This is a genomic window from Enterococcus sp. C63 (genome assembly GCF_040887215.1).
GTDB classification, from domain to species: Bacteria; Bacillota; Bacilli; order Lactobacillales; family Enterococcaceae; genus Enterococcus_B; species Enterococcus_B hirae.
This window is the reverse complement of record NZ_JBFOFI010000012.1, coordinates 1-25,318: the sequence shown is the minus strand read 5'-3', so window position 1 is coordinate 25,318 and position 25,318 is coordinate 1. Positions and strand designations below refer to the sequence as shown.

The following is a 25,318-nucleotide window of genomic DNA, read 5'->3' as shown; positions in this document are numbered from 1 at the left end:
GAGGAAAACGAATGAAAGAACTAATCAAAGTAACAACAAATGAAGAGAATGAGCAGTTAGTAAGTGGTAGAGAGTTACATGAATTTTTGGAAGTAAAAGAGCGGTATAATGATTGGTTTCCGAGAATGAGAGAGTATGGATTCTCTGAAAATGTTGATTTTATAAGTTTTACTGAAAAATCAGTAAAAGGTGGAAGACCTCAGAAAAACCATTTTTTAAAGTTAGATATGGCAAAAGATATCTCAATGCTCCAACGAACAGAAAAAGGTAAACAAGCTCGCCAGTATTTTATTCAAGTAGAAAAAGAATATAAACAACAGTTGCTTGATACTTCAAAACTAAGTCCAGAACTCCAAATGTTCCAAGGAATATTTAATGCAGTAGCTAAGCAAGAGTTAGAGACAAAACGTTTAGCAACACAAATGGACAATATTACTGAAATTGTGGCATTGAATACAACTGACTGGCGTAGAGAATGTCGAAAACTCGTAAATAAAATGGCGGAAACTCAAGGCGGATACGGTGCTTATCAAGAAATTCAAACAGCGATATATGAAGAAGTTGATCGTAGAGCTGGTTCCTCTCTCAAAACTAGATTAACCAATTTACGTAACCGTATGGCTGGCGAAGGTGTTTCAAAATCCAAGCGAGATAAGACAAATAAGTTAGATGTAATCGAAAGTGATAAAAGGTTAAAAGAAATTTATTTATCTGTAGTCAAGGATTTCGCTATTAAGTATGGAGTTTGGAAAGAAAAATAAAATTTGATAGGAGGTTCAGGATTATGGAAGTAATCTTAACGCCTGAAAATGAGGCAGCACTACGTAGCTACATTCATGAAATCATAACTGATGAAATTGCAAAAGCAAGAAGAGATGCCTCAGTTGATAAACGTGTATTAAAGCAAATAGAGATAGCGAAATACTTCGGAGTATCAACTGCAACTATTCGTAAGTGGGAAGATAAAGGACTTCCATTCGGGCGTATAGGCGATCAAAAATTTTACGACAAAGAAAAATGTAGAGCATGGGTTCTAGCACAATAAAATATCGGGTAAGTGTTCGGACATAATAACAGCAAAGAGGGGGAAAGACATGGGCAAGTTTAATCGAGCATTAGTATTCAGCGCACCACTAATTATCTACGCTTTAGGTCTTTGGGGAAGCAAACAAGCATTAATCGGCACGATTGTTTACATGGTATGGATCTTCATAGGTCTTGATGAAGCTGAGTATAGAACCAAAAAAAGACACGATCGCCGGCAAGCATAATCGTGTCAAAAAAATAAAAATCACAAGGAGATTTTATCACATGAACGTAAAAATTGAAAACTTAATTAAAGAATTAGCGAATGAGCTACAAGAGCAAGAAGCCGGAATGTCGTTAAGTATTGTCAATTCAGAAGGCGAAACAATCATTGCACAAGGAGGCAGCGACATATTAGTCAGCTTAGGGGTTCTTGAACAATATGAAAAAACAAAAGAAAAATTGGAATATAGCGATTGTGATTGTCCTGGCCATCGTGAAGTTTTCAAAGGGTTTGGTATTGAACGTGAATACAGCGGAGAAGTTACAGAAGAGACAATCAAAGATTTTACTGACTTCCTTAAATTCTTAGCTAATGGAATGGGAGGTACACAAAAATGATTTCAGTAAAGGGATTAGGCGATGAAATATTCGAAGTAATGATGAATAAAGCGCAACAAGACATCCAAGAAAAAATTCTAACCACAGCAAGCTATGGACAAACGAGTTGCACTGTTCGTTCAAAAGGACTTACACCATCATTTCTAGTGGCACTGGAAAGTGAAGGCATTTCAAACATCAAGCAAGATGATGGCACCATCAAATTATTTTGGGAATTTTAGGAGGCCATGATGAAAGACTTTGATTCTTTAGGAGCTATGCAAGAACCACCAAAAGAAAGTAGTCCTATCGGAATTGACTGGCAAGACAATCCTATTTATGAAGGTGACTCTTGCTACTTAACCGAAGATGGATATGTACAAGAAGAGGATATTTTGGAATATGTACAACAATATTTTCCAAAGATTGAACTAGGAGGAGTTTAATATGTCAAATGAAATGGCTACTTTACAAAAAGATATTACTGATGTTGTTTTAGGAAAAATAACTGAATTGGAAAGTCAAGGTGTTAAGTTACCGAACAATTACAATGCAGCGAACGCATTAAAACAAGCATTTTTCAAAATCAATGAGGTAGCTCTAAGCCAACGAGAAGGTGGTGGGTTATACATGGAAAAATATGGTAATACGCCAGTTGGTAAAGCTAGTATAGCTAATGCGTTATTAGACATGATTCAGCAAGGATTGAACCCTGGAAAAAATCAATGCTATTTCATTGCTTATGGTCCAAAACTTCAAATGTCGAGATCGTACTTTGGTACTCAAGCAGCATTAAAACGACTTGATGGGATTAATGATGTCAAAGCAGAAGTAATCCGAAAAGATGATGTCTTTGAGATTGGTTCGATTGATAACGAGACAGTAGTCACAAAGTTTGTTCCTAGTTTTGAAAACATGGATAAAGAAATTATTGGAGCATTTGCAACAATCACTAAGTCTGACGGAAACAAAGTTTATACGATTATGACAAAAAAACAAATCGAAAAATCATGGTCAAAAGCTAAGACAAAAAGTGTTCAAAATGATTTCCCAGAAGAAATGGCCAAGCGTACAGTGATTAATCGTGCTGCTAAACCATTTATCAATACTAGTGATGATGCTGAACTTTTTTCAGATGCATTCAACCGAACGACCGAAAATGACTATGATTACAATCGCAAAGACGTTACACCTCAAATTGAAAAAGTGGCCACACTTGAAGAAAAACTTTTTTCAAATAAAACTGTCGAACCAATTCAAAAAGAAGCAGAAGAGATTGTGATTCCTAACGATATTCAAGAAGAAAATACTCGTATTGCGGATATGCCAGGACATCTAGAAGTTGAACAAGCTCATCCGATTGAAAAAGAAACATTGAACGAACCGATTCAAGAAGAATTATTAGATATTCCAGATTTCGGATGTGAGGAAGGTGCAGATGATGTCTCAGAATTTGAAGACGATGAGTACCCTTTCTGATGAGAATTATTACTCAAATGAAGCTGACTGGCAGTACATGTCAACGTCACAATATAAGTCCTTTTTAAAATGTGAAGCGGCCGCCTTGGCCAAACTCAAAGGGGATTGGCAACCGATATCTAATCCTAAAGCTCTTTTAGTCGGGAATTATGTACATTCGTATTTTGAATCGAAAGAGATACACGAAGCGTTCAAAGAAGAAAATAAATCCAAAATGTTTTCTAGTCGCAAGCCGTATGGATTATTGAAAGATTTCCAGATTGCTGAACAGATGATTGATCGATTAAAACAAGAAGAAGCTTTCATGAACATTTATCAAGGTGAGAAAGAAACGATTGTAACTGGTGAATTATTTGGAACTCAGTGGAAAGGCAAAATTGACTGCTTGAATTTAGAAGAAGAATACTTTGTTGATATCAAAACAACGAAAGACATGCATGAACGTAAATGGAATGAAGATTATGGATCAAGAGAAACATTCCTAGTCAATTTTGGATATGTACTTCAAATGGCTATATATCAGGAGTTACTTTTACAGCAATACGGAAAGACGTTTACACCGATCATTGCAGCAGTTTCTAAACAAACACCAAGTGAAGCAAGACTGATCACAATTGACCAGGACAATATGGATTATGAGCTGGTTATGTTAAAAGAAAAAATTGAAAGAATTGTCAGAGTGAAGAATGGTGAAGATAAGCCGAACCATTGCGGTTTATGCGAGTACTGTAGAGGTAATATTCCAATTACTGGATTCACTAGCATGGACGATCTTTAAACGGAGGTGCTTTGCGAATGAATCTAGGATACATCAAGTTATACCGTAAAGTGACTAGTTCATTCGTTTGGACCAATTCCGATATGTTCAAGCTATGGATATTGTGTTTAATGAAGGCTAGTCATGAAGATAGAAAATTTTTATTTAACGGTCAAGAAGTACGTTTGACAAGCGGACAATTCGTCACGGGAGCCCATGCAATGGCAAAAGAGTACAACGAAGGAGTACCGAGTGACAAAGCAATTGCATGGCGAACGCTATGGAGATGGCTTAAGAAATTTGAAAACGAAGAATTATTGACAATCCAATCGAACGCTAGATATAGCGTTATAACAATAATAAATTGGTCTGACTATCAATCTAGTGACAAGCCAGTGACAAGCGACGGACAATCGAGTGACAAGCCAGTGACAACAAACAAGAATGATAAGAATGAAAAGAATGATAAGAATAATAATTATGTCGCAACACGCAAAAAACGCGTGTACGCAGATGACGATCCAAATAAAAAATTGGCCATTCTTTTATTAAAACTAATTCGAAAAAATCAAAACATCAAAGAACCTGATTTGGATAAATGGGCGAATATGATTCGTTTAACAATTGAATCTGACAAACGAACTGGTAGAGAAGTTCAAGACATGATTGTGTGGGCCACTAGTAATGATTTCTGGTCTGGCGTGATTTTATCACCAACTAGCTTAAGAAAGCATTTCGATAAGATGGCTATCCAAAAAAATAAAAGAAAGCAACAAAATATTTCTAATGATGAGTTACCAGAAACAGGTGAGGATTGGTAATGGATAAAAAACTAAGTGCAATGGCTGCACCCTATGGCGGTTTGAGGATTGTTGATCATCCTTGCCCAAAATGCGGGGATCCATTGTACATGTGGAAATCAAAAAACAAAGATGGTACGGATCGATGCGGTCCTACATGTATCAATAAGAGTTGCGGATATCGAGAAATGGTAACGAAAAATCAAAAAGAAGCTATCAAAAAAGCGAATGAAGCAATGAAAAGGGATGCCATCAATCGAATGATTAACAGTTCAATGATTACGGACGATGCCATATGGACCTTCGATTTTGATGGATACAAAGTAGTTGATCAGGAAACAGCACAAATAAAAGGAATGGCTCAAGAATGGGCTAAAAAAATCGTAAGTGGTAGCACGATTCACGCGGTTATTACTGGTAGAACAGGAGCCGGAAAAACTCATCTAGCTGCTGCAGTGATCAAAGAAGTGATGATGGCATCTAATTATAAAATTGCCTGTTCATTTATAAGCTATCGAGAATTATTAGAGCAATTGAAGTTCGCGATGAATGATCCAGAAGCAAGAAAAGCTGTGACAGGATCGTTGATGGCTGAAATAAAAAAGACAGATTTTGTGGTGATTGATGATTTAGGTGCGGAGCTAGGTCGAATGGAAGAAAATAATCAAGCAACACCATACGATGTCGATGTTCTTACATCGCTCACAGAAGCCCGTTTAAACAAAGCTACGATATTCACGACTAATTTATCATCAAAGCAATTAAAACACGCGTACGGCGATCGAGTGTTCTCTCGTGTCATGAATGGAACAAAAGGGAACATTGCCGTATTCAAATCAACAACAGATAAAAGGAGGAATCCAGTTTGACCTTTGTAATTAAGAAAATGTGTTATTTAGACAAAAACGGAAAAGGCGTTATTTCATCTGAACAAGCACATCATTATGAGAGCTATGAAGCAGCTGAATTAGTTGCAAATACGTGCGGTGGTGAAGTTTTTAAAACACTGAACCCGAACGGAAGAGCGCTTCTCAAATTGCTAAACCAATCAAAAAAGAGCTAGGCAATCAAGCTTGGATGCGAGGTGCAAAATGACTTGCTTAAGATGTAACGATGAAATGGTCATTTGGTACAAAACTTCGCTTGGATGGTCAACATGTGAACCTTGCCCAGTTTGCAATGAGAAGGGGCAGAAAGCAAAAGAATACATGGAAAAACGGAAAAAGGAGTTGCGAGATGGCGACACGAAGCAAATACGGAAACAAAAAGATAGAAGTTGATGGCATCATGTTCGACTCGAAAGCAGAAGCTCGCTATTACATGAAACTAAAACGAAATGGCATGAGCTTCATGCCTTTGTCAGAAACTTATTGTGCGATGCAAGAAAATGTTTTGCTGCAAGAAGGCTATCTATGTAACGATCGTAAAATCGCACCAATTCATTACAGAGCAGATTTCGTTATTTACGAAAATGGCAAAGTGAAAAAAGTGATTGATGTGAAAGGTTATCAAGATGCGATCTCAATGCTGAAAATGAAGATGTTCGCGCATCGTTATGGTTTCCCAGTAATCTTTGCCAAATTTGATTCAAAGATTAATAAATTTATCGAAATGGATTGTTTTGAATCAGCAAGACAGCAACGAAAAAGACAATCAGACAGACGTAAGAAAAAATTGGAGGAAAAATAAAATGACAAATCAAGTAAATTTCAGACCAGAATTAAAGAAAGCCACATCAAAAGGAAATGGAAATACAAAAGTATTACTAGTTGTGAGTAACGGCTCGTTAGTCGGTAAAAAAGACGATTTAGACGCGTTGTTAGGCAAAACAGTATCTGTGACAATTCAACCGGAAACGATCGAATACACATTGCCAATCAACAAACAGACAAAGAAACCAAACGTTGAATACGTTGTGAATTCTGATGGAACAATTGAAATGTTGAAAGAAGAACAGACTTCGCTTGAAATTGGCGATAACGTTGAAGAAGTCGAAAACGTCACAGTTCTAGTATCAAAAGAAACAATTGACGAATTTATCAAAAAAGCAACGACGTTAGAATTACCTGAAAATGTCACTGTCAACGTTCGTGACGCTCTTATTCGTTTAGAAGACGGCGATAGCTTAAATGACATTGCTGCAGATCACGAACTATCTGAAACAGCTCTAATCGATCAAATCGAAACAGCTCGAAAATATTTTGCACCGTTTGCGGATACATGGTCAAAACATAAAGAAGACATCATTTTTCCAGAGAAATAATGCGTGGAACTGATCCAGTAATTATTTTGGAAGAAGCTAAATTTATTTGGACTCATGAGGAAATTGAGCAGGCTCGCTTGCTCTTTTCTCAAGGAGTTAAGCCGAGTAAAGTAGCTGAAATAATGGATCAAAAGATTCTTGATGTCGGATTACTTTTGCTCCATTTAGCAGAAAAAAATTTGATTTGAGGTGAAGATGATGATTCAACTTGCAGGAATACAAACTGGAAAAATTTATTTTGTTGGCAAGAACAAAAGTGAAACGAGTCAGTGGTTGCTGAAAACATTTACCGATAATAAAAAGTTACGAAAGCATTATCCAAATGAATTTTTGAAAGATGATCAGATTATGCCAGAACCAATGTTATTAATTCGAAAGAAAGACCACGAATAATGGATCTTATTAATCAATACAGTGACATCATCCTCAAGAAAATCATGATGAAGATCCAGAATGATAAAAAAGCAAAAGAACGAGCTGAAATAGTTAAATTGGAAATGGCTGAAACAGGATCGGGAGTTCGGACATCAAGACATTGGAAAGCAGCAGCAAACATCGAATTTTATTACAAAGAGATTCAAAAAGGGTTCGATCAGATGTGCGAACTGGATAAGCAAACAGGTTGGAGCAAGAAACTTCATCAAGATCGTTTCAAATTTGTAGAGAAATATAAAGAGATATTAGACGAATACATGGAGGTCAGCAAATGATACCGAAGTATAGAGTGTGGGATAAAAAAACAGAAACTATACAAGAGATAGAATCAATATCTTTCAAAGAAAAAAAGCTAGTGATTGATCAAAAATCTGTAACTTGGTTCAACTCTGATTATATTAGAAACTTTGACGAAGCTGAACTCATGCAATCCACAGGACTGAAAGATAAGAATGGTGTGGAGATATTTGAAGGGGATGTAGTATCAGTCAGCGTGCGAAATGGATTCGATTACTTAGATAATAAAGTTTGTATTGTCAAAAATTCAATAGATTATTCCGGATTAGTTTGTGCCACTGTTGATGAAGACTTAGAGTATCAAATTTTTAACACAGAGCTGTTTGAAGAATACACGTATGAAGTCATCGGAAATATATACGAGAATAGCGAGTTATTGGAGGAACAGCGATGAATAAACTGGAAGCCATCAATGAGTTAGAAAGTCTTAAAATGAAAAGTGAAGACATGAGAGCGGATTGTTTCAATAACGGTTTAAATGCTGGTATTACGGTAATGAAAAATAAGACATCACCTGTGTGGGCGATTAATCCATAATGTGATGATTGGTTTACTGAAGATGAATATATTGGATTAGACTTGGAGGAAAAAGAATGATTTATTCTATTATCTTTATTGTATTTTTTGTTTATATGCTAGTAATCATCCAAGAGGGGAACAAGAAATAATAGGAAAGAAGAACAATAAATTCTGGCCAATTTTTATTAAATAGTCAAAATCGAACGAAATGTTGTTGTGGAAAAACAATTGTATGGAAAAATAGAAAATAAAAAAGCCGGATTCCTCCGACTTTGGTTAATAATTCTGACACAATTATTATATCATAATTGGAGGAATCAATGGATGGTACTTTTCGATGTAAAGAAGTATGAGACACCAGAGGCAAAAGATGTGGATATGGAACGCACGAAACACAATGTCGCTGTATTCCTTTCCGCATATCTGTCAGCTAGATGTAGGGTAGGTCAACCTCGTGAACCTAAGGTAACAGCATCTTACTCCTTGGTTCCGCCTTCTACAGCAAATAATACATTTGAAGCAGAACGAATGATGATTGAGAAAGAGGAAGCACAAGAGGAATTTGAGTACTTGCACAAATTATTTATTCGTGGCTATTCAGCAATTCAGCATCCACATAAACCTGATATAACAGAAAGACGGAAAAAGATATTCTACGATCGCTATATCAACGGTATGTCAATTTATGTAACTGCCCAAAGAAATAATACGAGCGAGGAATCTGTTAAAGCAGAATCAAACAAAATCATCATTCAATTTGCTTCTTCCTTAGAACTGGTTGCTTTTAAGTAGCCAGTTTTTACACTTTTTATACCCATTTACTAACCAAATACTTTCCTTTTTATACCTTTTTTGTACCAATCAACTACCTAGCAAGTGATTTATTATGATAGTGTCGAAAGATTGCGAAAAAGGATCGACAAAATAAACGAAGGGAAGAAATCTCTCTCATCGTTTTAAATTATGCTTTGATAGACAGCAACTAATCAATCGCAAAAATATGAAAAAGGAAGTGAAAACCTCCTTTACTTTCCATTGTTTATCTATATCAACTGGTTGCTGTCTGTTTTGATATAAAAAAATTAGCTATCCTCAAAAGATAGCTAGCAATACAATTATTTTTTACTGCAACAAGAACGACAACAGTATTTGCATCCAGAAACATTTAAATTTGGTTTTTTGATACGAATATATCGGAGCGCTGATGAACATTCTATATAGTATCCAATTTCAATCGAATGATTTTTGTCAGGGGCATATGGACAGTCTATTTCATGTAGTATGTGAGTATTATTTTTTGTAGATGTTGTATCAATAACATAATTAGGCATATGAAAAACCTCCTTAATTAATTATATAACGACTAAAAATAATTTCGCAATACACTTATGTCGCTGTGGCGGAAATAGAGAGACGCGAAGGTGAAGGTAGGTTGCGTACGGCGAACTACTGGGACCTTGTACAAAACTAGAGCGGACTAGTGCATGAGTGGTGCAATCCCACTCCAGCGACTTTGGGTTTGCGGTACAAGATCCCGAAAGTAAAACCGCATTGAGATTGAGTAGTAGTGGAGGCAATCAGACCCATATACTATTCTATGGCTACTACAAGATGAATAGGCAATCTCAATTATATAGCATGCTAGAGCTATACCTCATGAGCTCCTCTGAGGTGTAGTTTTTACATATTAGATCACTCGTTGAGTGGTCTTTTTATTTTGAAAGGAGTTTTATCTATGAATGATTTTCATGAGGCTGTACTTACTTTTGATGTTACATCGGGTATGGGTCAAGTTTATAAAAAAGCAATTGAAGCTGAGAATAGTCCTAATGGGTTGAGAGATAATTGGAATGGTAATTATGCATATGTTGAAGTAGTAAATAAAGGCACAGGTTTTGAGTTTTTAGTAATAACATTACTATCCCACACTCTACCTAATCTGCAGGAAACTGTTGGGTGGTATGAACGAATGGGTGCAAAAGTAATCAGTACAAATTACAAAGGAGAGAATCAAAATGGTAATGAAAAAAATTAGATCATCAATTACTGGAACTGAGTATTGGGATTCAGAAAAGAAAAAGACTGTTGTGGTTCCAAACGGTCAAGAACCTAACTTTGATACAAGTGAACAATCTGATAAGACTGTAGTTGCCAAGGCGATCGTTGGCGATGGTGTCTTGTTCAAGGGGGATGAAGAAATTCATTTGTCAGGTGAAGAACTAGACAGTGATGGAAACACTACTGCTGGCTTTGGTGAAGGCGAAGTTACTAACGATCAGACTGTTGAAGAAACGAATGAACTGGAAAACATGACTGTAAAAGAATTACGTGCATATGCTAAGAAACATGGCGTTGATATTCCTGGTGCTATCCGTGCAAAAGGAGACATCCTAAAGTTTATCCGTGAATCAGAATGAAATACTGTCAGTTTGATGGATGCACGAACAAGATAGCAAAGGGGATCTATTGTGCTGAACACAAACGATCAAGTAAATCACGCAAGAAGAAGCAACAAGCAAAGACGATTTATCATCATGAGAACAAACCATTCTATCGAACACAGGCATGGAAAGATATGCGTCAATTTATTTATGAAAGAGAAGATGGCCACTGTCAGCGATGCGGTAAGTTCATCTTTGGAAAGAGAGCACACGTCCATCACATTGTACCAATCAAAGACAATGAACTGCTTAAGCTTGATCCAAATAATCTCATGCTCTTATGTTCAAAATGTCATCCAATTGTTGAAAATGAAACGGAAGATAAAAAAGTTTTTCCTTCGTATTTCAATTAAAGCCCCCCTATCTATTTTCAAAAAAATTTTTCGTGGGGGGATAGGGTAGCGGGGAGTCACGCGCATCGTTAGGTCAAATTTTTCAAAAACAAAGGGGGGTGTATACAAAAATGACGACTAAAGCGCAACGTAAAGCGATTATTGATGAAAAAGTAAGTGCTGAAAAAGCTCGTATTTTAGAAATAATGCGTAAGTCTGATTTGTACACTATCACTCTTGATCCGTTGATTGAATCATATCTGGATATTTTTGAAATATACCAACATAAATATTTATTGTGGAAAGAAAAAGGTTTTCCAGAAACTCAAAAATTCACGAATAAATCAGGTGCTACTAATCAATCAAAACATCCGTTAGCGCAACAAGTAGAAACTTGGGCTGATAAGAAAATGAAAGCTCTGGATTTATTAGGATTAACGAACAAAGCAAAAAATGGTAGACAAATTACTGGAGGATCGACTGCAAGAAAAGATGAAGAAATTACACGTCCGGAAGTAAAACCAGTAGATGAACTAGCAGCGCACAGAAATAAATGGCGTAAGAAGGCAGGTGCTGAAAAATGATTGAACCTGGTGTAAATTATGCTGATTTATTTGCAAAAGAAGTAAGAAAGCAACCTAAGAAGTATCCTAAAACCGTTCGTTTAGCAATAGATCGTTGGTATAGGTGGAAAAAAAGAAAAGACATTTGGTTTGATGTAGATCGGGCGAATGAAATGATGGATTGGGTAGAAACATTTATTGTTCACACAAAAGGAGAAATGGTAGGAAAACCATTTCTATTAGAATCCTGGGAAAAATTTATTTATTCTTGGATTTATGGTTGGGTTAAAGAAAATGAAAAAGGTCAAACTGTTCGCGTTACTCGTGAGGCTTATGTTCAAATCCCAAAAAAGAATGGTAAAACATTGATTGCCGTAGGTTCATTAGGTTATGCAATGTACGGTGAAGGTGCTTTATCAGTCGATTGTTATGCGTGTGCCTCTGATTTTGCTCAAGCTCAATATGCTGCTAAGCCTTTTGCGGCTACCATTTTAAACAATCCAATTCTACTTGAAGGAACAAAAATATTTAAAGGACCAAAGGGAACTGTTTCTAGTATTACTTATGACTATATTCATGAAGATATGGCTTACTCAAATAAATTTATTGTTCAAACCAAGAATATTGATAATATCGAGGGTTCAAATCCATATTTTGTGTTGAATGATGAATTGCATAAGCAAGAGAAAATGGAACAGTATGACAATTTTAAGTCTGCTCAAATATCTTTACCACAGCCATTGATGTTTAATATCTCAACTGCTGGGAAAGGTTCGTCGTCTGTTGGAATGCGTGTATATCGCGAAGCAAAAGAAGTGTTGAAACGTGATGATAATGATTCAAACTTTGTTCTAATCTATGAGCCAAATAAAAATTATGATTGGACGGATAGAAAAGTCTGGGAAATGTGCAATCCTAACTGGGGAATATCAGTCAATTTATCTGCTTTAGAATCAGCATTTAAAACAGCGCAACGGTCAGCTCATTCCAAAGCTGAATTTCTAACGAAACACTTGGATGTATTTGTGAATGGCGCAGATAATTTCTTTGAACAGGATCAAGTAGAGCCATGTTTAGTTACCACGCAAGAACTTGGTGATTTAAGTAATGAACCATGCTATATCGGTTTAGATTTATCACGTACACGAGATTTGACCTGTGTATCTTTAAACTTTCCAACATGGGATGAAGATGGTAAAGCGATTCTTAAAGTAAAGCAACTCTATTTTATTCCGAATGAAAATTTAGAGTTTCGAGAAAAAGAAGATAATGTTCCTTATAGTGATTTGGCTGAACAAGGTTTCGTTGAATTTTGCGATGGAAAAATGATTGATCAAGATCAGATTTTGCAGTACATAGAGGACTGCATGGATTTATACGATATACAGCAAGTGAACTACGATCCGGCAATGAGTGACAAACTTGTAGAAAAATTGGAAAACTTAGGGCTAGAATGTGTTGAAGTACCTCAATTTCCTAGAGTATTGAATTCGCCATTTGATGATGTTGAAAGATTATTTTATGAGAAACGGATACAATTTGATAATCCCTTATTCCTATATTGCACTTTGAACGTTGTAGCAATTACTAACATCAATGGACAAAAAGCGCCAAGTAAACGCCAGTCGAAGAAAAAGATTGACGGTTTCGTGGCGTTTTTGTGTGGTCATAAAGAAACGATGAATAAGATGACAGATATTGATTCGAACGAATTGGATGAATATCTCGATAGTATTTACAGGTAATTAGAAAGGCGGTGAGAAAAGATGAGAATTCGAGATAGAATATCAAACGCAGTATATTCATTCATGGAAAAACGAGGCTACATTGAAGATATATTCGGTCAAACCACTCGCTACACTCAAAGATATGTCACAGACAATTCAATTATGGAATCATCTGATGTGTATGAATTGGTTCAAGATATTTCAAACCAAGTAGCACTTGCAATACCAGTTGTGATTGGTCCTGATGGTAACGAAGTAAAGAATCATTTTTTGCTTAAAACATTGCAAAGTCCAAATGATTATCTAACGGGTTTTGAGTTTTCAAAGCTTGAGACGAACACGCTACTGATCAACGGAGAAACCTTCCCATTGACTGACCGAGATCAACTTCATTTAGCATACGGTGTGACAACTAAAATAAATGAACGTCTACAAGAAGAGTTTGAAATGAATGGTCAAAAAATACCAAGTCAGATGATTCGTCACATTAAGAATATCGGTACAGATTCTCTAAAAGGTGCAGGGATAATCGATTTAGCAAGAAGCACGCTAGAAGGCGTTCTAAGCGCAGAAAAGGTTTTGACGGATAAATATACCAAAGGCGGTTTACTCGCTTTTATGCTTAAACTGGATGCGCATATCAACCCGAATAACAGCGCCCAAACGAAAATTATTAAGGCAATACTTGATCAGTTAGAAAGAACACAAGATGACAGTAATCACTCGGTCAAAATGATACCTCTTGGTAAAGGGTACTCAATTGATACACTGAAAAGTCCAGTAGATGATGATGCAATCTTGAACTATCTAGGCGTGTACAAAAAGGATTTAGGGAAATTCTTGGGTATAAATGTTGATACCTATCAATCACTAATGAAGACAGACATCGAGAAAGCGATGATGTATCTGCATAATAAAGCAATCAAACCAATATTGAAGAACAAGAGCGAGCATTACACCGCTCTATTTTTTATGCCTAATTCTGGTTATCGAGTGGAATGGAAAATCAACATTTTGGATTTTGTTCCTTATTCAACAAAAACAAATATAGGATACAACATTGTTCGTACTGGAATTACAAGTCCAGATAATGTGGCAGAAATGCTTGGGTTCCCTAAACAAGGAACGCCAAAAACTGAAGCTGTTTATATTTCAAATGATCTGACAGAAATCGGCAAGAAACATGCTACAGATGATTCCTTACCAACGAATGATCAAAACTTGAAGGGAGGTGATGGAAATGAAGAAAAAGGAAATTCGAACGATTGACATCACCAATCTTTCAACACGTTCTGATGAAGAAACACAAACAAGAACGATTAGTGGTTATGCAGCAGTATTTAATAGCCCAACAAGATTATGGGAAGACTTGGATGAAGTGATAGCTCCCGGTGCCTTTTCAAGGGCTATTAGTAGTTCAGATGTTCGCTGCCTTTTCAATCATGATTGGTCCAATGTTTTAGGACGTACAAAAAGTGGCACGCTACGTTTATCAGAAGATGAACGTGGGTTGAAATTTGAAGTTGATCTTCCGGATACAACAGTTGCTAGGGATTTGATCAAATCGATGGAACGTGGCGATATCAATCAATGCAGTTTTGGATTCATACCAACTGAAGAAACATGGGACTACAACTCTACACCAATGCTTCGAACGATTCACGAGGTGGAATTGTATGAAGTTTCTATCGTGCCGTTGCCAGCATATGAAGATACCGAAGCAGCTTTAAGAAGCAAGGAAGACTTAGAAAAAGTAGTCGAAAAAAGAAAAAATTTAATCAAAAAAATCAATCAAGCACTAGGAGCTTAGGAGGAAAAGATTATGGATAAAGAATTATTAAAAAAACTGAAAGCACGTCAAGAGCAAAGACTGGAAGAGTTACGTGGAAAAATCGAATCTGGTGAATTGCGTGAAGCAGACATCGAAGGTGTGCAACAAGAAATTGATGCAGTCATTGAAGAATTAAATGGAATCAAAGATGCGTTGGTAGATGATGGTGATCCTGGCGATGCAGGAGATGGAAAAGATGGTGGTGTAGGAAATGGCACTGATGATACTGACAATCGTTCTGGCGATGAATCTAGTGGAGATGGTGCTGATGAAGGTGGAGAGGGAGAAGATAATCCTGAAAATCGTTCAGGCATGATTTCGCAAGAACAACGTGATGGATTGCTAGATTCCATTAAATCAGGATTAGAGGCAAGAAGTAAAATGACCAAGACACAAAAAGATCAACAATTACGAAAAGCATTTGCTAATTTTGTAATTGGAAATATTTCTGAAGCAGAAGCTCGAGCTTTAGGGATTGAAGCTGGCAACGGTTCAGTTACTGTCCCAGAAGTAATTGCATCTGAAGTTATTACTTATGCTCAAGAAGAAAATTTACTTCGTAAATACGGAACAGTGGTGCGAACATCAGGTGATGTAAAATATCCAATTCTTGTGAAAAAAGCAGACGCGAATGTCAATAAGAAAGAACGTTCAACTGATATTACTGAGACAGCTATTCAGTTTGATGAAATTTTACTTGATCCGGCTGAGTTTGATGCATTGGCAACAGTAACTAAGAAATTACTAAAAATGTCTGGTGTTCCAGTTGAAGATATTGTTGTCGAAGAATTGAAAAAAGCTTATGTACGAAAAGAAATCAATTATATGTTTAATGGAGATGATGCTGGAAATGAAAATCCAGGTGCATTGGCTAAAAAAGCTGTGTCATTTGAAAAACCGTTAGATTTGACTGCTCAAGGTGCTGGACAAAAATTATATGATGCATTAATTGAATTTAAAAATACACCAGTGACAGAAGTAATGAAAAAAGGTCGCTTTATTATTAATCGAGCTGCTTTGACTGCTATTGAAAAAATGAAAACAGACGATGGATTTCCTTTATTGCGACCATTCACACAAGCAGAAGGTGGAATTGGTTACCAATTAGTTGGCTATCCTGTAGATTGGACAGATGCAGCGGATAAAAAAGGTGAACCAGATACGCCAGTTTTATATTTTGGCGATTTTTCTGCATTCAAAATTCAAGAAGTTATTGGTGCCTTAGAGATTCAAAAACTTGTTGAAAAATTCTCTGGTAAAAATCAAATTGGATTCCAAATTTACAATTTATTAGATGGACAATTGGTTTATTCCCCATTTGAACCTGCAGTATATCGTTATGAAATTACAAAACCAGTTGGTGATTAAGATGGAAGAGCAAACTAAAGAATTGTCTTTAGAGGAAAAATTCAAATCACATATTCATTTTGAAGAGGGCATGGATGATTCTTTGCTCTCTTTTTATTTAGATATGGCAAAAGACTATGTTAAAACAGCAACTGGTGGCCAACAAGAATATCTTATTTTGATGGTTGCCGGCATTGCCTATGAATATAGAGCTTCAGAAGATGAACTAGATAAAGCAATGAATGCTATTACTCCATTTATTGTGCAAGGAGCAATTCAAAATGCCGAAGAGACAAACTAACAATTTCAGATGGAGAGCAGAGTTGCTAGATATCAAATCAGGGACTGACGAAAATGATCGTCCAACTACAGTTTACGAATTTAAGCGTCCAATATTTTATGAGGAACTCGGTGTGACTTCTCAAGAAAAATATTTATCACAGCAAGCCAAGACAGACGTTGTCAGGCGAATTAAAGTTCGATGGGATAAATCTATCACAGAGAAGCTAAATGCCCTCAAAATTGATTCTGTGACGTATAACATTACTCGGATTTATACAAATCCCGATACAAGAGAAATGGAGTTGAGTTTAGCTTATGTCGAATAACTTCAATGAATTAATAAAAGCATTGAAATCAACTAAGTTACCGGTGTTTAGAGACAAAGCAGCTAAAGAGACGAACTTTCCATATATCGTTTATTCAAATGTGAGCAAAAGTAAAAAAATGGCATCTTCAAAAGTTCATCGACGATTGCCGTATTATCAAGTTTCACTCTATACAACAGGAACAGAAAAAGATTTGTCAATTTTGGAATTAGCATTTGAAAAAGCTTGTATCCCTTATGCTGATTTTGTAGGTATACAAGGTGATGAGAACGACGATACCGTGACCAATTATTACACATATGTGAGGTGTATGGAAAATGGCCAATAATGCGAACGGATTTGCTGATATGGCGGATTATTTAGGAAATCTTTCAAAGGTAGATCCGAAAAAAATATCAATAGAATCTTTAGAAGAAGCTGCTAATTTTTACATGAAGCAACTATTGCCTAAGATACCTAAGTCGTTATTAAAGAAAAAACATATGAAAGATCATGTAAAAGTTGTAGTAGAAGATGATCGAGTAAAAGTCAAATTTGAAGATACAGCCTTTTACTGGCGTTTTGCCGAAAATGGGACAACAAAGCAACGCGCTCAACATTTTGCAAGTGGAACATATGAGCAAAATAAGCAACAGATTGAAGAGATTATGACAAAGAAAATTATTAAAATGTGGGAAGGGTGATTTAAGTGGGAAAGCAAGATACTTTCTATTTTGAAGGATTAGACGATATATTGATTGGTATGATGACTACTCCTGATACTGTTGGAGAAGCACCAACTTATAGCGAGATTGTTCGTTTACCAATTGCTACAAAATTGGGAATAAAGGGAAATGGAACAGCTCTTGAAAAATGGGCATCTAGCAAAATGTTTCGGCGCGTAAGTCGAGAAACAAAACATGAGTTAGCTCTGGATCATGTAGGAATTCCAATTGCTGTTATGGACGAATTGAAAGGTTTGATTGCTGAAAGTGGTGTAACCTTTGGCAAAAATACTGCTCGTGAATTTCCTTACTTCGCATTTGGTTTTATTGGAAATATTGAAAACGGTGGAAAGAAAGCTGTTTGGTATCCCAAAACACAGTTGTCCAATGTTATTGATGAAGAATATGCTACTGCTGATGATGAGACGAAAATTGATGATGTAACTGCGAACTTCATTTCATCTGGATTGAAGTATAACAACGTAATGTATTCAAGCTTTGATTCAAATAGAGACGGAGCTTCTCTCGAATTATTTAATAAATTCATTGCTCAACCTGTATATGATGAAGAACAGTGGAAAACATTGGCTAAAGTTGGAGGTGCAGGTTAATGGCTCGGTTATCTGATTATGGAATTCACGTTGAAGACTTAAAAAATTCTGCTACTGTCACTATTCAAGGTGTAGAATTCCCTATCTCATTTACTATGCAAACAATGGAATTTATAGCAGATGTATATGGTGGAGATTATTCGCAATTTGAGTCTGATATGAATACCATGCTATACAAAAAAGAAGGAAAAATTTCTTCTGCTAACTTATCGCCTAGTGACTTAAAAATCATGCGTGCCTTGATTTATGCAATGTTGCGCACTGGTGGTTTAGATGAAAATCCAGAAACTATTTTTAAATTCTTAGGAATGAGTGGAGAGGTGTTGTCTGCTTATAGTACCTGTATGGAAATTTTTGCTAGTCAGACATTTCAGGTAGAAGACCTAAAAAAATCCAAGAAGCCACAAGACTTTCAAAAAGCGCAAGCAAAAAGAAAGAAAAACAAAAAGAATCGGAAGAAATAGGAACTCCTTGGAGTTTTTATATTTATGTTGCTCTCACTCTATTAAATTGGAGTGAGAGTTTCTTTTTGAAATCTACGCCTAACTTGTGGCTGAAATCATACCTACAGTGGTTACAGCAAAATACTGAGTTTGAGCCACCTCAATCTATAACTATGGATAAGAGTCCGTGGTGGTAGGAAAGGAGCGCTAAAATGTCAGGGAAAGAATCAGATGTTGTTTTAAATTTTAAAACGAATGGCGAAGTTAGCTATTCAAAAACAATTAAAGAAATCAATAAAGAAATGAACTTAGCAGCTACCGAGTACAAAAACCAAGTGTCTGCCATGGATAAGAATGCAACTCAAACAGAGAAATTAACAGCTACTAAGAAAAAATTAGAAAAACAACTTTCTTTAGCAGAAAAGCGAACCCAGATGTTAAGGGAAGAGTATGAAAAATCAGTTAAAGAAACTGGTGAATATTCAGACCAATCTCAAAAACTCTATAAAAGACTTTTGGAATCTGAAACAGGAGAAAATAAACTGCGTTCTGCATTAGAGCAAACTAATGATGCATTAAAAGAACAGGGAAATGTTTCTGTTGATACCGCAAAAAAACTTCAAAAAATTGAAGAAGCTGGCGAAAAAGTTAAAGGTGTCGGTGAAAAAATGTCTATTGGCGTAACTGCACCAATTGTTGCTGCAGGTGCTGCAGGACTAGCAGCTTTTAGTGAAGTAGATGAAGCTCTTGATACTATTATTACTAAAACCGGAGCAACAGGTGATCAAGCTGATAGACTATCGCAATCCTTCGAAAATGTTGGTTCAAATACTCACTTGCCTTTACAAACGGTAGGAGAAGCCATTGGTGAAGTAAATACGCAATTTGGATTCATGGACAAAAAACTGGAAGATTCAACTAATTATCTACTACAGTACGCTGAAATCAATGATACAGATGTTTCACAATCGGCTATTTTTGCTCGCCAAGCAATTGAGGCTTATGACATGTCTTATGATGATTTAAATTCTGTATTAGATGTAACAACAAAGACATCTCAAAATACAGGACAATCTGTAGATGATTTAATGCAAAAGGCGATTGATGGCGCCCCTCAAATCAAACAATTAGGATTGAGTTTTGGAGAAGGTGTTACGTTGATGGGGCAATTCGAGCAAGCTGGTGTTGATTCTAGCGCAGCTTTGAGTAGTCTATCTAAAGCGACAGTTACCTATGCTAAAGATGGAAAAACTTTGTCACAAGGACTTGGAGAATTGCAAGATAAAATTAAAAATGCAAGCTCAGAAACTGAAGCAATTAATGCAGCCGCCGAAATTTTTGGTAACAAAGGCGGTCCTCGAATGGCTGATGCAATTAAAAGGGGGACTCTTAATCTAGAAGATTTAGCAAAAGTCGCCTCAGAAAGTGGCGGAGTAGTTGGTTTTACTTATGAAGCTACACTTGATCCTATTGATAAGGCAAATATGGCCATGAATAACGCAAAATTAGCAATGGCATCTGTGGGAGAAAGTGTACAAATAGCTTTGTTGCCTTTTTTTGAATTGGCAATAAATGCATTGCAACGATTTAAAATTTGGCTTGATTCACTTGATCAAGGGCAAAAAAATATGTTAGTAACAATAGCTTTAGTAGTAGCAGCAATTGGTCCACTATTAGTGATTTTAGGAACACTTATGGGTTCAATAACTAAAATTGTTGGTGGAGTTAAATCTTTTATAGGGATTTGGCAGACTTTATCTGGTTTTCTTGCAACGAATCCGTTTGTTTTAGTAATCGCAGGAATAACTTTATTGATTGCTGGATTTGTATTGGCATATAACAAAGTGAAATGGTTTCATGATGGAGTTAATGCATTTTTCAAAGGCATTTCAGATGTCGCCGTAGAAGTTTTTAAATTTATAGGTGGCTATATTTCTGGTGTTTTCGAAGGAATAGTGGTTAATTTCATGAATTTTTATAATGCGGGAAAGAGGATATTGACAGGATTTATTGACTTTATTACTAGTATATTTACAGGTGATTGGTCAAAAGCATGGCAAGGTGTTGTGGATATTTTTGGAGGCATTTTCGATGGTATTGTTGCTGTGGGAAAAGCTCCTATTAATGCCATGATTGGTTTGATTAATGGTTTTATTGGTGGACTGAATAATATCAAAATACCAAAATGGGTTCCTGGTATTGGTGGCAAATCATTTTCTATATCCAAGCTCCCATATTTAGCTCAAGGTGGTCATTTAATCAATGGACAAGCGATTGTTGGTGAAGCTGGACCAGAGTTACTAACTGCTAAAAATGGAAAAACTACTGTGACTCCATTATCTGATGAAGAAAAACGTAGAGGTATCGGTGGAAAAGTTTCTGGTGGTAATATCGAGCAACATATCCATATTGGCAAAGTTGATGCAAATAATCCATCGGAATTAGATCGAATGAACCGTAAATTTGCAAGAGCTAATCGACAAGCTATTTATGATTTGGGAGGTATTCCGGAATGAGTCAACGATTCATGAAACCAGATGAGCCAAATTTTATCTGGAAAAACTTAAATGCTACTCTCGATATGAATTGTATTATCGAGAGTGAACTTCCTGAGGTCATGCCAGCTAAAAGATATGAAACATATACTGTTCAAGGTAGAAATGGTGAATTGAATGAAACTTTTGGTGATTATGAATCTTTTGATTTAAAAATAGAGAATATCACTGTTCCCCATTCTAAACTTCGAGAGGTCAAAAAGTGGCTTTCTGGAAGTAGTAGACTAATTACGCATAATGATCCAGATAAATATTTAGATGCTATCTGTAGCATGAGTAAAGAAATTCTGTTCGAAAATGAATGGGGCTATTTTTATACCTTTGATGTTACTTTTCGCTGCCAGCCTTTCAAAAGAAAAGTTGGCGAAACACCTAAAAACTTCAATGTGTCTAAAGTTGAAATTTATGATCATGGAGACGAAAAAGCCCAACCATATCTTGAAATTGATTCAAAAGGTGGGGACATTTCAATAAAAATTGGCGATCGAATGTTAACTGTTTTAAACACTGTAACTGGAACTGTGGCGGTTGATACTGAACTGGGTAAAGTTGTTCAGGAAGGTTTATCGCTGTTTACAAAAGGCGATTGGCCGATTTTGGCACCAGGAAAAAACACCATCGAATTATCTGGTAAGTTCAATCAAATTCGATTTTGGAATAGGAGTGTGTATCTGTGACAAAAGAATTTATTTATGCTTATGACAAAATGCCAGATGATTTATCTGTGAATGGATTTTCTCTGGTTGATTGGGAAGACTTGCCAGAAATTAATCGAGTGTTAAACGGTCAGTATCGTTTTTATGGAAATTACGCTAGGAATGGTCAATATCGATCCTATTTGAAAAAAGGAAATTTTTTAAAAGCAAAAGTTCCTGATGGTTCATGGCAATATTTCGAAATTTACAATATCAAAAAGAATTTGACTTCGGTATCTGTTACGGCTCGTCATATTGGATTTATGGCCAACAAAAATTTCATCGTGGAATCATTTACTAGCAATGGGAATGGTACGCAAATTATGAATAGCTTAAAAAATAATTTGGCGTTCAAACAAAAATTCAATTACCTGTCAAATGTCGGAACCACTCATCAATTCACTGCGAAGCAAGTCCCACCAGTTGAAGCGATTATTGGTTCGAACAACGGAAATCAAAATTTGACTGGTGTTGCTAGTGCAGAATTGGACATGAATAATTACAATTTAAATCTAGTGAAGCAGATCGGTGCAGATAACGGATTTCGCATTGATTTTGGTGTCAATTTAGAATCAATCGAAGAGGAAATAGACGAGGAATCTATCGTAAATAGTCTGTTTCTAGTTGGTGGTGTTCCTGATAATGACTATGACCAGGACAAAGAACCAATTTCGTATGGCTATTTAGAGGTGGCAGGCGTAACAGATGAAAACCGCAGAATCGGTAAAAGAGAAAATGCCGATTGTAAAACTATTGATGAGCTTATTAAGTGGGGGAAAACACTATTTGATAACGACAGAATCCACGAACCAAAAGCCACTCATCAGGTAAGCATGGTTTCGCTTGAGCATACGCTCGAATACGGTGAAATGTATCGAAAGCTTTCAAATCTAAGCTTTGGTGATGTCGCTCACGTGAGAGCGAAAGAGCTAGATATCGAAATAAAAGAAAGGGTCGTTGAATATACCTATTTTCCAACGTTAGGAAAGTATAAAGACCTCGTTTTAGGCAATGATCTATCTCTTTACACATCGACAGTTAATTCGCAAACTCAAGAACTCAAAAAGAAAATTGATAATAGGACAGAAACATTAGTACAGAATGTACTAAATGCAACGGCATGGATCACTGGGAATTCTGGTGGACATGTCGTTTTTCGTCCAGAGAAAGCACCATCCGAGATACTTATTATGGATACTGATAATGTGGCTAGCGCAAAGCGTGTTTGGCGATGGAATTTGAATGGTTTAGGTTATTCAGATAATGGCGTAAATGGCCCATTCGGTATTGCAATAACTTCTAAAGGAGAGATTGTTGCTGATTTTATTAAAGTCGGTACAATCAACGCAGAAGTATTTGAAACTTCCTTTAATGCTTACGGTGATGTTCTGAAACTTGTTAAAGGTACACTGCAAATCTGGAATGAGAACAAAAAAATTATGGAACTAACTAAAAAAGGTATGGAATTCTGGAATTCTAAAGAATCAATTGGAACGATTGGTACAACTGATTCTGCTGGTAATCCTTTTCCTGGAGCTTCTACTCCCACACCTATTGAAGATAATTCTTTAGTTATTCGTACAAATGGAGACGGCAAATATATTTTGATTTCTCCTAAAGTCGGTAAAGGATTAGTTTTATTAGGAAATGGTAAAGCAATTTATTTTGGAGACTTAGATGTACAAGGCAAACTCACAGTCAACGGAAAAGAAATCACAGGGAACAACAGTGGAGGAAGTGATCCTGGAACTATCCCTCCTCAATTGACGACGGAAGCTGAAAAAAGAGCATGGAAAATTTGGACAATGCTGAAAGCTCGTGGCTATTCTGAATATGCAGCTGCAGGTATTCTAGGAAATATTCAAGGGGAAGTTGGAGCAAGTATGAACCCTGATACAGAACAACTTGGTGGTCCAGCTTATGGGATTGTTCAATGGGATGGTTCTGCTTATCCGTTAGTCGGATCACCAACTTGGCACGGACGAGAGTATGTTCAGCGTTTGATGAACACCGCAGGGATTCAAGAAGATTATCGAAGTATTGAAGCCCAAGTAAAATTATTAGATTGGTGTATGTTCAACGGTCAATGGCTCGGAAAAGTAAATCCAACCACAGTATCAGGATTTAAATCGATCAATGATGCCCAAAGTGCAGCGTATGCTTTTGAAATGAACTTTGAACGTCCAGCTTCTGCACATCCAGAACGCCAAAATTATGCCCAATCTTGGTATAACAAATTACATGGATTAACTAGTCCAGAACCTGGAGGGAATTTCATTTGTCCAATTCAAAAACCAGTGACAGTTACTTCAGAATGTGGATGGAGAACTAGTCCAATAAATGGCGGCCAAGAATTTCATAATGGAATTGATCTTGTAAATGGAAATCCTAATACACCTGTTTTTGCAGCATTAGATGGGGAAGTTGTTCAGGCTGGTGCTAATTATTATGACTGGTATGGTAATTACGTGGTTATTAAACATAATAATGGGAAGTGGACAGGTTATGCTCATTTGTCTCGTATTGATGTTTCTGTTGGACAAAAAGTCCAGAAAGGTGCTCAAATAGGCTTGATGGGAACAACTGGTCCATCTACAGGAGAACATCTACATTTTCAAATTATGAAAAATTATTGGCCACAGCCAGTTGTTGATTTTGAGAATCCAAGAAATTATATCCAATTTTAAGGTGGTGATTCTATGAGTAAATGGAATGTCGTTTTAAGTACAACAGAAACATATAATTATGTGGGGATGATTCAAGTTCGACAAGGAGATGTTTCAACCCAAAAATTGGTTGTTGAAGTGGTGGAACATGGGATATTAAAAACATTCGATGGCCTAGTGCCATTTTTTATTAACACAACAAAATTTGGCGAAAACCAACCTGTTGAACAAAAAGTACAAGAATACAGTCCAGGACAAGCAAGGCTTGTTTATACGTTAAGTGAGCCTGACTGGCAATGGGGCGGTGAAAACACCGCACATTTCAGTTTCCGATCACTTAATGGTGATGGAACTTGGAGTGAACAATTTAGCACACAGGATTTTACCTATCGAGTCATTTCTGGAATATCTAGAAGCCAGTTACGTGATTCTGGCTATGTGTGGACCTTTGAGGATTTGCTAAGAAAATTCAAAGATTACATGGTTCAGGGCAAAAATGACTGGGAGCAGTGGTTAGAAGATAATCGTGAAATACTGGAAAGTATCGATCCAGGTGGTACGATCATTAACATTCTGAATGAAGCGAAAGGAAATTATGAGAGTTTAGCTGATCGCTTAG

The 25,318-nt window shown here is 36.4% G+C and carries 37 protein-coding genes; all 37 read left to right on the top strand.

Features of this window, described 5'->3' with window-relative positions:
* Nucleotides 1–11: 11 nt before the first annotated feature.
* Complete coding sequence (locus tag AB3H90_RS14105) at nt 12–761, top strand: antA/AntB antirepressor family protein (protein ID WP_368016905.1); 750 nt, start codon at nt 12–14, stop codon at nt 759–761.
* A gap of 23 nt (nt 762–784) precedes the next feature.
* Nucleotides 785–1,045 (top strand): hypothetical protein, encoded by a 261-nt coding sequence (locus AB3H90_RS14100; RefSeq protein ID WP_002323902.1) that lies wholly within the window; start codon nt 785–787, stop codon nt 1,043–1,045.
* Nucleotides 1,046–1,094: 49 nt separating this feature from the next.
* Nucleotides 1,095–1,271, top strand: a complete 177-nt coding sequence (locus AB3H90_RS14095) for a hypothetical protein (RefSeq protein WP_179134373.1) — start codon at nt 1,095–1,097, stop codon at nt 1,269–1,271.
* Nucleotides 1,272–1,311: 40 nt separating this feature from the next.
* On the top strand, nt 1,312–1,647 hold the full coding sequence (locus AB3H90_RS14090) for a hypothetical protein (protein WP_081127333.1): 336 nt from the start codon (nt 1,312–1,314) through the stop codon (nt 1,645–1,647).
* Nucleotides 1,644–1,868, top strand: a complete 225-nt coding sequence (locus AB3H90_RS14085; protein ID WP_081204301.1) for a hypothetical protein — start codon at nt 1,644–1,646, stop codon at nt 1,866–1,868. Before AB3H90_RS14090 ends, AB3H90_RS14085 begins: the two co-directional genes overlap by 4 nt.
* A gap of 9 nt (nt 1,869–1,877) precedes the next feature.
* Nucleotides 1,878–2,072, top strand: coding sequence for a hypothetical protein (locus AB3H90_RS14080; RefSeq protein WP_081127336.1), 195 nt, complete (start codon nt 1,878–1,880; stop codon nt 2,070–2,072).
* 1 nt (nt 2,073) lies between these two features.
* Nucleotides 2,074–3,105, top strand: coding sequence for a recombinase RecT (locus tag AB3H90_RS14075; protein WP_368016904.1), 1,032 nt, complete (start codon nt 2,074–2,076; stop codon nt 3,103–3,105).
* Nucleotides 3,068–3,883: a PD-(D/E)XK nuclease-like domain-containing protein gene (locus AB3H90_RS14070; RefSeq protein ID WP_179133699.1), complete on the top strand. Its 816-nt coding sequence runs from the start codon at nt 3,068–3,070 to the stop codon at nt 3,881–3,883. Before AB3H90_RS14075 ends, AB3H90_RS14070 begins: the two co-directional genes overlap by 38 nt.
* A gap of 17 nt (nt 3,884–3,900) precedes the next feature.
* Nucleotides 3,901–4,683 carry a hypothetical protein gene (locus AB3H90_RS14065; protein ID WP_081127341.1) on the top strand — a complete coding sequence of 261 codons (783 nt, stop codon included), beginning with the start codon at nt 3,901–3,903 and terminating at the stop codon, nt 4,681–4,683.
* A complete protein-coding gene (locus tag AB3H90_RS14060) occupies nt 4,683–5,531 on the top strand; it encodes an ATP-binding protein (protein WP_081127342.1) in 849 nt (282 codons plus the stop codon). The genes AB3H90_RS14065 and AB3H90_RS14060 overlap by 1 nt, the downstream gene beginning before the upstream one ends.
* Nucleotides 5,528–5,725 carry a hypothetical protein gene (locus AB3H90_RS14055; RefSeq protein ID WP_226062948.1) on the top strand — a complete coding sequence of 66 codons (198 nt, stop codon included), beginning with the start codon at nt 5,528–5,530 and terminating at the stop codon, nt 5,723–5,725. Before AB3H90_RS14060 ends, AB3H90_RS14055 begins: the two co-directional genes overlap by 4 nt.
* Before the next feature lie 173 nt (nt 5,726–5,898).
* A complete protein-coding gene (locus AB3H90_RS14050; protein WP_081127344.1) occupies nt 5,899–6,351 on the top strand; it encodes a DUF1064 domain-containing protein in 453 nt (150 codons plus the stop codon).
* A gap of 1 nt (nt 6,352) precedes the next feature.
* The gene (locus AB3H90_RS14045; RefSeq protein ID WP_368016903.1) at nt 6,353–6,925 is read left to right on the top strand and encodes a hypothetical protein; all 573 of its coding nucleotides are present in this window, start codon (nt 6,353–6,355) and stop codon (nt 6,923–6,925) included.
* Nucleotides 6,925–7,113 (top strand): hypothetical protein, encoded by a 189-nt coding sequence (locus tag AB3H90_RS14040; RefSeq protein WP_081127347.1) that lies wholly within the window; start codon nt 6,925–6,927, stop codon nt 7,111–7,113. Before AB3H90_RS14045 ends, AB3H90_RS14040 begins: the two co-directional genes overlap by 1 nt.
* 7 nt (nt 7,114–7,120) lie before the next feature.
* On the top strand, nt 7,121–7,318 hold the full coding sequence (locus tag AB3H90_RS14035) for a hypothetical protein (RefSeq protein WP_081127349.1): 198 nt from the start codon (nt 7,121–7,123) through the stop codon (nt 7,316–7,318).
* Nucleotides 7,318–7,635, top strand: coding sequence for a DUF1140 family protein (locus AB3H90_RS14030; protein WP_081127350.1), 318 nt, complete (start codon nt 7,318–7,320; stop codon nt 7,633–7,635). The genes AB3H90_RS14035 and AB3H90_RS14030 overlap by 1 nt, the downstream gene beginning before the upstream one ends.
* A complete protein-coding gene (locus tag AB3H90_RS14025; RefSeq protein WP_081127352.1) occupies nt 7,632–8,051 on the top strand; it encodes a YopX family protein in 420 nt (139 codons plus the stop codon). Before AB3H90_RS14030 ends, AB3H90_RS14025 begins: the two co-directional genes overlap by 4 nt.
* On the top strand, nt 8,048–8,194 hold the full coding sequence (locus AB3H90_RS14020; protein ID WP_241546345.1) for a hypothetical protein: 147 nt from the start codon (nt 8,048–8,050) through the stop codon (nt 8,192–8,194). Before AB3H90_RS14025 ends, AB3H90_RS14020 begins: the two co-directional genes overlap by 4 nt.
* Before the next feature lie 306 nt (nt 8,195–8,500).
* Entirely contained in the window at nt 8,501–8,968 is a 468-nt protein-coding gene (locus AB3H90_RS14015; protein WP_010720123.1) for an ArpU family phage packaging/lysis transcriptional regulator, read from the top strand.
* Nucleotides 8,969–9,911: 943 nt separating this feature from the next.
* A complete protein-coding gene (locus AB3H90_RS14010; RefSeq protein ID WP_081127355.1) occupies nt 9,912–10,211 on the top strand; it encodes a hypothetical protein in 300 nt (99 codons plus the stop codon).
* Nucleotides 10,192–10,593: a Rho termination factor N-terminal domain-containing protein gene (locus AB3H90_RS14005; RefSeq protein ID WP_081127363.1), complete on the top strand. Its 402-nt coding sequence runs from the start codon at nt 10,192–10,194 to the stop codon at nt 10,591–10,593. The genes AB3H90_RS14010 and AB3H90_RS14005 overlap by 20 nt, the downstream gene beginning before the upstream one ends.
* Nucleotides 10,590–10,970 (top strand): HNH endonuclease, encoded by a 381-nt coding sequence (locus AB3H90_RS14000; RefSeq protein WP_081127364.1) that lies wholly within the window; start codon nt 10,590–10,592, stop codon nt 10,968–10,970. The genes AB3H90_RS14005 and AB3H90_RS14000 overlap by 4 nt, the downstream gene beginning before the upstream one ends.
* Before the next feature lie 110 nt (nt 10,971–11,080).
* Nucleotides 11,081–11,533, top strand: a complete 453-nt coding sequence (locus AB3H90_RS13995; protein ID WP_010718806.1) for a P27 family phage terminase small subunit — start codon at nt 11,081–11,083, stop codon at nt 11,531–11,533.
* The gene (locus AB3H90_RS13990) at nt 11,530–13,257 is read left to right on the top strand and encodes a terminase large subunit (RefSeq protein WP_081127366.1); all 1,728 of its coding nucleotides are present in this window, start codon (nt 11,530–11,532) and stop codon (nt 13,255–13,257) included. Before AB3H90_RS13995 ends, AB3H90_RS13990 begins: the two co-directional genes overlap by 4 nt.
* A gap of 21 nt (nt 13,258–13,278) precedes the next feature.
* Complete coding sequence (locus AB3H90_RS13985; protein ID WP_368016902.1) at nt 13,279–14,508, top strand: phage portal protein; 1,230 nt, start codon at nt 13,279–13,281, stop codon at nt 14,506–14,508.
* Entirely contained in the window at nt 14,480–15,049 is a 570-nt protein-coding gene (locus tag AB3H90_RS13980) for an HK97 family phage prohead protease (protein ID WP_010752177.1), read from the top strand. Before AB3H90_RS13985 ends, AB3H90_RS13980 begins: the two co-directional genes overlap by 29 nt.
* A 12-nt stretch (nt 15,050–15,061) precedes the next feature.
* Entirely contained in the window at nt 15,062–16,438 is a 1,377-nt protein-coding gene (locus AB3H90_RS13975) for a phage major capsid protein (RefSeq protein ID WP_081127369.1), read from the top strand.
* A 1-nt stretch (nt 16,439) separates the two neighbouring features.
* A complete protein-coding gene (locus tag AB3H90_RS13970; protein WP_081127370.1) occupies nt 16,440–16,718 on the top strand; it encodes a head-tail connector protein in 279 nt (92 codons plus the stop codon).
* Nucleotides 16,699–17,025, top strand: a complete 327-nt coding sequence (locus AB3H90_RS13965) for a phage head closure protein (protein ID WP_081127372.1) — start codon at nt 16,699–16,701, stop codon at nt 17,023–17,025. The genes AB3H90_RS13970 and AB3H90_RS13965 overlap by 20 nt, the downstream gene beginning before the upstream one ends.
* On the top strand, nt 17,015–17,353 hold the full coding sequence (locus tag AB3H90_RS13960) for a hypothetical protein (protein ID WP_081204311.1): 339 nt from the start codon (nt 17,015–17,017) through the stop codon (nt 17,351–17,353). The genes AB3H90_RS13965 and AB3H90_RS13960 overlap by 11 nt, the downstream gene beginning before the upstream one ends.
* On the top strand, nt 17,343–17,708 hold the full coding sequence (locus AB3H90_RS13955; RefSeq protein ID WP_081127375.1) for an HK97-gp10 family putative phage morphogenesis protein: 366 nt from the start codon (nt 17,343–17,345) through the stop codon (nt 17,706–17,708). The genes AB3H90_RS13960 and AB3H90_RS13955 overlap by 11 nt, the downstream gene beginning before the upstream one ends.
* A gap of 5 nt (nt 17,709–17,713) precedes the next feature.
* Nucleotides 17,714–18,340: a major tail protein gene (locus AB3H90_RS13950; RefSeq protein WP_081127376.1), complete on the top strand. Its 627-nt coding sequence runs from the start codon at nt 17,714–17,716 to the stop codon at nt 18,338–18,340.
* Nucleotides 18,340–18,804, top strand: a complete 465-nt coding sequence (locus AB3H90_RS13945; protein WP_081127378.1) for a hypothetical protein — start codon at nt 18,340–18,342, stop codon at nt 18,802–18,804. The genes AB3H90_RS13950 and AB3H90_RS13945 overlap by 1 nt, the downstream gene beginning before the upstream one ends.
* A gap of 191 nt (nt 18,805–18,995) precedes the next feature.
* Complete coding sequence (locus tag AB3H90_RS13940; RefSeq protein ID WP_368016901.1) at nt 18,996–21,299, top strand: phage tail tape measure protein; 2,304 nt, start codon at nt 18,996–18,998, stop codon at nt 21,297–21,299.
* Entirely contained in the window at nt 21,296–22,015 is a 720-nt protein-coding gene (locus tag AB3H90_RS13935) for a phage tail domain-containing protein (protein WP_081127382.1), read from the top strand. The genes AB3H90_RS13940 and AB3H90_RS13935 overlap by 4 nt, the downstream gene beginning before the upstream one ends.
* Nucleotides 22,012–24,720: a phage tail tip lysozyme gene (locus tag AB3H90_RS13930; protein WP_081127384.1), complete on the top strand. Its 2,709-nt coding sequence runs from the start codon at nt 22,012–22,014 to the stop codon at nt 24,718–24,720. Before AB3H90_RS13935 ends, AB3H90_RS13930 begins: the two co-directional genes overlap by 4 nt.
* Nucleotides 24,721–24,732: 12 nt before the next feature.
* A partial coding sequence (locus AB3H90_RS13925; RefSeq protein WP_368016900.1) for a BppU family phage baseplate upper protein occupies nt 24,733–25,318 on the top strand: 586 nt, incomplete at its 3' end.

Bases quoted from the DNA above. Each gene is read 5' to 3' on its own strand.
- AB3H90_RS14105 (WP_368016905.1), top strand. From the start codon at position 12: ATGAAAGAACTAATCAAAGTAACAACAAATGAAGAGAATGAGCAGTTA.
- AB3H90_RS14100 (WP_002323902.1), top strand. From the start codon at position 785: ATGGAAGTAATCTTAACGCCTGAAAATGAGGCAGCACTACGTAGCTAC.
- AB3H90_RS14095 (WP_179134373.1), top strand. From the start codon at position 1,095: ATGGGCAAGTTTAATCGAGCATTAGTATTCAGCGCACCACTAATTATC.
- AB3H90_RS14090 (WP_081127333.1), top strand. From the start codon at position 1,312: ATGAACGTAAAAATTGAAAACTTAATTAAAGAATTAGCGAATGAGCTA.
- AB3H90_RS14085 (WP_081204301.1), top strand. From the start codon at position 1,644: ATGATTTCAGTAAAGGGATTAGGCGATGAAATATTCGAAGTAATGATG.
- AB3H90_RS14080 (WP_081127336.1), top strand. From the start codon at position 1,878: ATGAAAGACTTTGATTCTTTAGGAGCTATGCAAGAACCACCAAAAGAA.
- AB3H90_RS14075 (WP_368016904.1), top strand. From the start codon at position 2,074: ATGTCAAATGAAATGGCTACTTTACAAAAAGATATTACTGATGTTGTT.
- AB3H90_RS14070 (WP_179133699.1), top strand. From the start codon at position 3,068: ATGTCTCAGAATTTGAAGACGATGAGTACCCTTTCTGATGAGAATTAT.
- AB3H90_RS14065 (WP_081127341.1), top strand. From the start codon at position 3,901: ATGAATCTAGGATACATCAAGTTATACCGTAAAGTGACTAGTTCATTC.
- AB3H90_RS14060 (WP_081127342.1), top strand. From the start codon at position 4,683: ATGGATAAAAAACTAAGTGCAATGGCTGCACCCTATGGCGGTTTGAGG.
- AB3H90_RS14050 (WP_081127344.1), top strand. From the start codon at position 5,899: ATGGCGACACGAAGCAAATACGGAAACAAAAAGATAGAAGTTGATGGC.
- AB3H90_RS14045 (WP_368016903.1), top strand. From the start codon at position 6,353: ATGACAAATCAAGTAAATTTCAGACCAGAATTAAAGAAAGCCACATCA.
- AB3H90_RS14040 (WP_081127347.1), top strand. From the start codon at position 6,925: ATGCGTGGAACTGATCCAGTAATTATTTTGGAAGAAGCTAAATTTATT.
- AB3H90_RS14035 (WP_081127349.1), top strand. From the start codon at position 7,121: ATGATGATTCAACTTGCAGGAATACAAACTGGAAAAATTTATTTTGTT.
- AB3H90_RS14030 (WP_081127350.1), top strand. From the start codon at position 7,318: ATGGATCTTATTAATCAATACAGTGACATCATCCTCAAGAAAATCATG.
- AB3H90_RS14025 (WP_081127352.1), top strand. From the start codon at position 7,632: ATGATACCGAAGTATAGAGTGTGGGATAAAAAAACAGAAACTATACAA.
- AB3H90_RS14020 (WP_241546345.1), top strand. From the start codon at position 8,048: ATGAATAAACTGGAAGCCATCAATGAGTTAGAAAGTCTTAAAATGAAA.
- AB3H90_RS14015 (WP_010720123.1), top strand. From the start codon at position 8,501: ATGGTACTTTTCGATGTAAAGAAGTATGAGACACCAGAGGCAAAAGAT.
- AB3H90_RS14010 (WP_081127355.1), top strand. From the start codon at position 9,912: ATGAATGATTTTCATGAGGCTGTACTTACTTTTGATGTTACATCGGGT.
- AB3H90_RS14005 (WP_081127363.1), top strand. From the start codon at position 10,192: ATGGTAATGAAAAAAATTAGATCATCAATTACTGGAACTGAGTATTGG.
- AB3H90_RS14000 (WP_081127364.1), top strand. From the start codon at position 10,590: ATGAAATACTGTCAGTTTGATGGATGCACGAACAAGATAGCAAAGGGG.
- AB3H90_RS13995 (WP_010718806.1), top strand. From the start codon at position 11,081: ATGACGACTAAAGCGCAACGTAAAGCGATTATTGATGAAAAAGTAAGT.
- AB3H90_RS13990 (WP_081127366.1), top strand. From the start codon at position 11,530: ATGATTGAACCTGGTGTAAATTATGCTGATTTATTTGCAAAAGAAGTA.
- AB3H90_RS13985 (WP_368016902.1), top strand. From the start codon at position 13,279: ATGAGAATTCGAGATAGAATATCAAACGCAGTATATTCATTCATGGAA.
- AB3H90_RS13980 (WP_010752177.1), top strand. From the start codon at position 14,480: ATGAAGAAAAAGGAAATTCGAACGATTGACATCACCAATCTTTCAACA.
- AB3H90_RS13975 (WP_081127369.1), top strand. From the start codon at position 15,062: ATGGATAAAGAATTATTAAAAAAACTGAAAGCACGTCAAGAGCAAAGA.
- AB3H90_RS13970 (WP_081127370.1), top strand. From the start codon at position 16,440: ATGGAAGAGCAAACTAAAGAATTGTCTTTAGAGGAAAAATTCAAATCA.
- AB3H90_RS13965 (WP_081127372.1), top strand. From the start codon at position 16,699: ATGCCGAAGAGACAAACTAACAATTTCAGATGGAGAGCAGAGTTGCTA.
- AB3H90_RS13960 (WP_081204311.1), top strand. From the start codon at position 17,015: ATGTCGAATAACTTCAATGAATTAATAAAAGCATTGAAATCAACTAAG.
- AB3H90_RS13955 (WP_081127375.1), top strand. From the start codon at position 17,343: ATGGCCAATAATGCGAACGGATTTGCTGATATGGCGGATTATTTAGGA.
- AB3H90_RS13945 (WP_081127378.1), top strand. From the start codon at position 18,340: ATGGCTCGGTTATCTGATTATGGAATTCACGTTGAAGACTTAAAAAAT.
- AB3H90_RS13940 (WP_368016901.1), top strand. From the start codon at position 18,996: ATGTCAGGGAAAGAATCAGATGTTGTTTTAAATTTTAAAACGAATGGC.
- AB3H90_RS13935 (WP_081127382.1), top strand. From the start codon at position 21,296: ATGAGTCAACGATTCATGAAACCAGATGAGCCAAATTTTATCTGGAAA.